General features: G+C 35.7%; 3 protein-coding genes. All 3 read right to left on the bottom strand.

The features are described 5' to 3' along the window. Positions 1 to 110 precede the first annotated feature (110 nt). The 3 genes from AC5YCD_RS15590 to AC5YCD_RS15580 all read right to left on the bottom strand — a co-directional run bounded on the left by AC5YCD_RS15590 (position 111) and on the right by AC5YCD_RS15580 (position 4727). Positions 111 to 1097: a hypothetical protein gene (locus AC5YCD_RS15590; protein WP_496130869.1), complete on the bottom strand. Its 987-nt coding sequence runs from the start codon at positions 1095 to 1097 to the stop codon at positions 111 to 113. Between the two features lie 1771 nt (positions 1098 to 2868). Beyond that, positions 2869 to 3738, bottom strand: a complete 870-nt coding sequence (locus tag AC5YCD_RS15585) for a hypothetical protein (protein WP_496130868.1) — start codon at positions 3736 to 3738, stop codon at positions 2869 to 2871. Positions 3739 to 3809: 71 nt separating this feature from the next. Then, on the bottom strand, positions 3810 to 4727 hold the full coding sequence (locus AC5YCD_RS15580; protein ID WP_496130867.1) for a replication initiation protein: 918 nt from the start codon (positions 4725 to 4727) through the stop codon (positions 3810 to 3812). Positions 4728 to 4980: the final 253 nt, after the last annotated feature.

Genomic DNA, 4980 nt, shown 5'->3' with positions numbered 1-4980 from the left:
TTTTTTTTCGTTCAAAAGAAAGTTTACATCAAATCAATATGGTTGTTAAACCCTTAATTTTAAAGCAAAAACATATACCGCAATCTTGGTATTTTAATGCCGGAAATTATTTAAACTAAATACTTATTAAACAGCATGTTATAGGTTTCTTCATCTAGTTCACTTTTATCTACAACGATATTATTCCCCTCATATAACCTTCTTAAAAAGATGTATTGAGTGAAGTTGTCTGCATAATTTTTCAGTCGGGGTAAATAATTCAGCTCCAGCGGAACGTAATAGTCCATTTTCCTGAAATTTTTCCCTGTTTTCTTAAAATGGTAACTAACTGCATCAACAAATAATCGTCCAATTTGATGACGATTCCCTTTGAAAACACCGTAATATTTCAAATCTGCGTAAAATTCATGCAACTTAGCCATACCAACACTTTTATCTTTATTGGAAATAAGCACGTTTAAAATTTCAGTATATGTTTTTCTAATGAGTTGAACACTCGGCTCATCAAAACGCCAAGTCCAAGTATAATTTTTGGCGCTTTTCTCGGCATCAGCATAGTTCTTTGATTTCTTTTTTGAGTGCGAAAGACGCACTAATTCAACGTTTTTACCATTCCCAAAAGAAAGTTTTAAAAACGGCTTTTGTAAAACAAATTTGAATTTTTCTTTGTCATTGAAATAAGCCTGAATCAATGAAATTTGCTCTTGTTCTTCTTCTCGATTCCACGTTGTTTCAACTTCTGATACTCGTTGTTTAACAATTTTTTTTAATTGCCCATTTTCTTTGAGAGCATTGTATTCATTAGTTTTTGGAGTTGTAACGAGTAACCAAAAGTCCCAAACGTCTAAGCCATAGCGTTTTTGAATAATGAGATCCGAAATAGGTTCATTTTTAGTATTTAAACGATAAGTCCTTTGCCTTGGGCTTAAGGCTAAAAAATATTTTTGGGTTAATTTTTCAATTAATTTCTTAATTGGGTCTGCGAACATCGTGTTATCAGAATCAACAGTAAAGTGACTATAAAAATACGCACCGTTTGCCACCTTATCTACAATTTTTTGGGCTGTATAACGACTATTTGGGCTGTAATGAATCATTCTATTGTCACCAAGCAATATTTATTCAATTGTCATCAAACAATATTACAAAATAACCTATGTAATCAAGCAATATTATTTTTTTATAGAAGCCTTATTCTATAAGGCTTCTAGTGGCAAAGCCACTTTTCCCCATGCCGAAGGCATGGGGCGGACTTAATTGACACAATTTGTCATTGTGCAATTAAGTGGTTCCTAGGTGACAGAATTTACACCCTGTTTTTTATGGTTTATAGTCGGGATATTCATTGACTGAAAGCAGTCTGACCAACTGCCTGACCATTTCGTTTTTACGATTTTGAGCAGGCAACAGCCTGCTTAAAGCCATGTATTTTTAGATAGCGAACAGTTGAGGATTAGCCCTCCCCGACTGACCGATTGAGCGTACTACTGGAGAAATCCCGTTCGGTACGATCTGATGGGCGCTAGGGAGTTGTAATACTCCTTTTCGATCCAATCCATACTTGTATGGGGTTGGGCGACAAGGAAACGGGAGCCTATAAGCAATCAAAAGATTGTGAAATGGTCGTTAGGTTAGATATAGCCTAGCTAGATGCTTGCATCGAAACCCTGTTTTAACGATTACCGTGAGAATCTGACAGGATGTTAAGATTCGTTAAAAACGGCAATGTGTTGCGGTAAATGCACTTGTAGAAATACGAGGAAGGCGCAGCTCATTGGCACAACTGATGGCGTTTGAGGTAACAGCAATGTTACAGGCTAGCTGAGGAGAAATCTGGAAGCAGCGGCACCACTAAGTGAGATTACATCAAGCAAAGTGGGTCAACGGATAGCTTAAACAGTATACATGGAGAAGCATAAACTCCAGACATGTGTAGATTAAGAGCCATACGCTCCGATTTTGTCTTTAGATCATATCCACCAATTTTCAAGGAACCGCGTGGTGGGGAAACTGGAAGTATCGACAGACAAATGAGCATTGGCGTTCTAATCGCTAAGATCGTTATAACTAACTTGGGAATCTCCATACCGTTAGACATTGAATTGTCACGGCAAGGTAGGGAGAGGGAGAGAGAACAAGTAGGGCATATAAACTGTTTTTACAGTGAAATTGTGGCAGGGTTTTTGACTGCTGAATAACACATTGCAAACTCATTCATGGCGTGGCTGTCAGGATTGGTAAAGGGCGTAATGTTGTTCCGAAAGTTTGAGTCGGTTTTATTTGTTATCTAAAAAACGAAAAGAAACATAGCTAAAAATGGTTTGGTCGCCATTGTTCTGAAAGATCAGGATTGGTCTCCCGATCTAAATCAGGACTAAGCAAATTTCAATGAAAGAATACGATGTGATATTTAGCCACTTTTAGAGTGCAACAGTCCTGTTAATCACCAATCTATTCGATAGTTTTCCCTGCTATCTCAAGGAATATTTGCAATTTAGAAAAATTGATGTGAGCAGACATTCTGTGAGTTTTTTCCATTTTTTAGTATAAAAAACGACGTATTGTGAGGATGACTTGAGTATTTGCCTACCCATGTTCTATTCGATAAACAACGTGAACTCTACGAAAGTGAGATATAGCTCCCTCGGTTACGGCAAAGTAACAAAACGAGGTGAGTGTCCTAAACTAAGAAATAGCCTAGGCAAAAGGACAAAATTAAAAGCGTGGAACATAAACCCCAATTGACCATTTTGACCTAAAAAAACCCCCTAAAGGGGGCTGTTATCTGATATGGCTACTTGGTACACCTAAACTGCTCTAAATATTGTCCCTATAAAGAATTCAACTCTATGGGATATCTAGTCGAATTCACCAATTCGTAGAAGAAGTTAATACAAATCCATTTTTACGATCATTAAACTCATAAATATTTATTTTGTTATAGTTGATGATCTTTTTTAATTTTTCATCATAAGTATCACCCATGAATTTAATTTCAATTGGATAATATGGATTACCATCTTTACTTTTATCTATTTGCCATTCACTTTTTAAAGTATGACTTAATGGTGATTCCTCAGTGTATTTACCGCTATCATCTGAACCGACAGTATCAATGTAGTAGTCTTTAATTTGATTTTCATCTAACACGATTAGATTAAGATTTGTTGTTTCTGTCCCATGACTAAAGTCAGAGCTAGTATTAAAAAAGCCAACCTTCGAGTTACCTATCCTTTGAACTTTTTTTGCTAATTCAAAAGTATTTAGATCTGCAACTCCATACCCTCCTGTTCCTTCATAATCTTTTGTACTAGTTGAAACCAACTCATATTGATTGGATTTAAGTTTTTTAAAAACTCTCAAATCTATTTTTGCGTAACAAGCATGGCAAGTATTTGAAAATCCGTAAAATAAGCTATCGACTTTTTTCCAAGTACCATTAACTAATTGGTACTCATTTTTTCCTATTTCACGTTTTTCGATAAATACTAAATACCTATCTTCACCAAAAGCATTTTTATATTCTTGAGTAGGATGCATAAAGGCTAAATATTCTTTCCCATTCTCTTTAATGCCTGCCTTATGCAAATTTTTCCCCTCATAATCTTCATCCTCCATTGAAACGTGAAAAATTGTAGGATAAAAGGTACGAAAAACTGACTTGTATCCAAGGTCATCAATAATTTCAGCAAAACTATTCGTACTTATAAGTAAGAAAAAAAACATTAACTTTTTCATATTTACTGTCATCTAGGTATTATTTATCGAACTTTAAACAACTCAAATACTTAAATCAATTTGTAAGTAGGTTAAAGCCATGCCATAACACTGGTTTTACTTACTTTGAGTTCCTCTGCAATTTTACGGATGCTCATTTTGTGCTTCGTTCGCAACTCGATAGCTTGTTGTCTTAAATCATCATATTTTTTAGATCTTTTTAGACCACCTAATGCCCCTCTTTTAGTCTGTATTTCACTAAAATTTTCCAAAGAAAAACGATTCCATATCCACTTAGCAATACTTTTAGCAATCTGTTTTAACTCACCATATTGCAGAGGTTCAGGAAATTGCTCATTCTCTTTCAAAACATGCTCTAAAACAGCGTTAAACCACGCCTCATAGCTCGATTTTGACTGTAGGTGTACCCTTATAGCCTTATAGCCCCAAAAGCGCGTTAAATCGAAAATGGTGCAGTTTCTGCCTAATCCCTGAATACGTTCCTCGGCAGAAAGTTTATTGTTCAAGTCGACAAAATCAGCTAAATAATCGAGTGAGTAGGCTTGATCGCTCCAAAGCACAACGTCCCAATGCTTATTTAAAGGGTTTTTTGTGATTAAACGGCTGTAAGAAGTATCAGAGCCTAGTTTCTTAGCGTATGCAGCCTGAATCGCACTTGCGTAGCGTATAGGCTTAATACTTGCAATTTCAGTGGTTGGAAATGGTGTTTCAAGCTTGTAGCAAATATGGCAATGGCCATTTTCAGGGTTACGAGCAGTCCAATAGGGAATTGGTAAATTTTCTGTATGCCAAGCAAGCACAGAGTCGGCGTGATCTAAATCAAAAAACAGATAATTGACCATACAAGGCTGATTACCCTGTATGTATTTTCGTTTGATGGCTTCTCGCTTTGGTAAAATATCTAAACCACGATCTAAATATTCAGCACAATAAGGCTTATACGCTAAATCATCATAAAAAATATCGAGTTGTCTTGCATGTTCAGCCATGCTTTGAGTCCTTAAATCTCTTGTTTTTGTGGACTCAACTAGCTACAATTAAGATTCAAGATAATTGGTGTGCTAGTTGAGATTATTCTCTTCAAGTTCACGAAGAAAAGCCCGATTGCCGTCGGGTTTTTTTTCGTTCAAAAGAAAGTTTACATCAAATCAATATGGTTGTTAAACCCTTAATTTTAAAGCAAAAACATATACCGCAATCTTGGTATTTTAATGCCGGAAATTATTTAAACTAAATACTTAT

It is taken from the genome of Acinetobacter sp. CY05 (assembly GCF_059515805.1).
The sequence above is the reverse complement of the archived record's forward strand: the minus strand, read 5'-3'. Positions and strand labels throughout refer to the sequence as shown.